The 1869-nt window shown below is 45.9% G+C and carries 3 protein-coding genes; all 3 read right to left on the bottom strand.

Annotated features, from left to right (window positions below):
- On the bottom strand, positions 1–300 hold a 300-nt coding region (locus WB217_RS10620), incomplete at its 3' end, for a VOC family protein (protein WP_423993202.1).
- Between the two features lie 33 nt (positions 301–333).
- Positions 334–942, bottom strand: coding sequence for a flavin reductase family protein (locus WB217_RS10615; protein WP_423993201.1), 609 nt, complete (start codon positions 940–942; stop codon positions 334–336).
- A gap of 4 nt (positions 943–946) precedes the next feature.
- A complete protein-coding gene (locus tag WB217_RS10610; protein WP_423993200.1) occupies positions 947–1867 on the bottom strand; it encodes a ring-cleaving dioxygenase in 921 nt (306 codons plus the stop codon).
- Positions 1868–1869: the final 2 nt, after the last annotated feature.

Genomic DNA, 1869 nt, shown 5'->3' with positions numbered 1-1869 from the left:
GAATTTCTTCAGCCTGTTCTCCCAAAAATCGATAGAACCCATTGGAATCATATAACCAGTAACCCCTACCTGCCCTATGCCAATCCGGCCTTTCAGCTGTTTCGGCCATGGAAAAAAGGTAATCACCGTTCCCGGCTGACCTGATTCGTTTGCAAAATAAAGATGGTACACTTCTGGACGGTCAAAGTTGATCGTTTTTTTCACCAATCTTAGCCCGAGTACTCCTGCATAAAAATCAATCGTCCGTTGTGCGTCGTTAACCATAGCGGTAATGTGATGGATTCCTGCTGTCTTTAGCATGCTTTCCCCTCCTTTCGACTGTTTGTAAAAAAATCATTTCGGCCTTTCAATCGTAAAAATCTCGCCAATCTTTGCATAATCCTGTCCAGCCAGCCTGCTAACAGCTGCAAGTCCTGCCGGGTTGATACTTCCATTTTCAAAAATAGCTTCGTCTATATGGAATTGTACCACTTTCCCGATGATGAAATCACAGCCAGGAGAGTTCGAGGCGCCCAGCTCCAGAGCATGTTCCAATCTGCATTCCATCCGGATTTTTGCTTCCTGCACTCCTGGAACGGAAATTTTCAAACTATCTACGGTAGTTAATTGCGCTAGTTCAATCTCACTCTGGTCTTGCGGGAGACTTGCGGCAGTGATGTTCACTTTTTCAACATTTTGCTCATCGACAATATGAACAACGAATTCCTTCGCTCCAAGGATGTTTCTTGCTGTATCCTTCTGTCTTCCTTCTGCCCGCTGAATCGATAAAGAGATCATCGGCGGATTGGAGGAGACAATGTTAAAATAGCTGAACGGCGCGCCATTCAATACGCCATCCTGCGAGAGGGTCGTCACGAAAGCAATCGGACGCGGGATAATGCTGCCGATCAGCAGTTTATAATTATCCCTTTCGGTGTTTGTGACCGGATCGATTGAAATCACTGCTTCACCCCTCCAATTCCCTCACAGTAATAGGCAGCAGAATATTTTCAATCGTTTCTCTGTGAGACTCATATTGCTGCGGAAGCTTCAGCTCTTCTCCCATCGTTTCAAGCGACTCATCATGAGCAAAGCCTGGAGGATCTGTGGCAATCTCAAACAGGATTTCTCCATGCTCCCTGAAGTAAATAGCATTAAAATAGTTCCGATCCTGGACAGGAGTGACTCCGTACCCATTCGCTGCTACATATTTTTGCCAATCCAATTGATCCTCGTCATCTTTTGCTCGCCATGCAATGTGGTGCACCGTGCCAACACCCATTTCGCCGCGGCCGATGGAGGTTAATTTCAGGTCAATGATATTGCCAATATCTGCAGTGGAACGATAGCGGACGAAATCTCCTTCTTCGCCCACTTTTTCAAGCTCCATCACCTTTTCTAGTAACTCAGCCGTTTGTTCTGGACGGGCTGACAATAAAGTCACTCCCCCAAACCCTTTGATAGCATCCTCAGGCGTTACTCCACCAAAGGTCCAAGTATTGACCTCTCCCTCAGCTCGCTCCACAATTTCCAAATGAAGACCATGCGGATCATCAAATTCGAGGAACTGCTCACCAAAGCGTTCCATTTTTGTAAAAGCAACATTGAATTTCTGCAATCTTTCTTCCCAAAAGCCCATTGCTCCCGAAGGAACGACATATGACGTCACTCCAACCTGGCCGTCACCAATTTTCCCTCTGTATGCATCAGGCCAAGGAAAGAATGTAATGATCGTGCCTGGTTTTCCACCTTCATTACCGAAATAAAGGTGATAAGTACCCGGGTCATCAAAATTGACCGTCTGCTTCACTAAGCGCAAACCTAAAACACCAGCATAAAAATCGATATTCTCCTGAGGATGGCCGACAATTGCTGTGATATGATGAATTC

Source organism: Mesobacillus sp., from assembly GCF_049588175.1.
Taxonomy (GTDB): domain Bacteria; phylum Bacillota; class Bacilli; order Bacillales; family Cytobacillaceae; genus Mesobacillus.
This window is presented reverse-complemented; position numbering and strand designations above follow the sequence as displayed.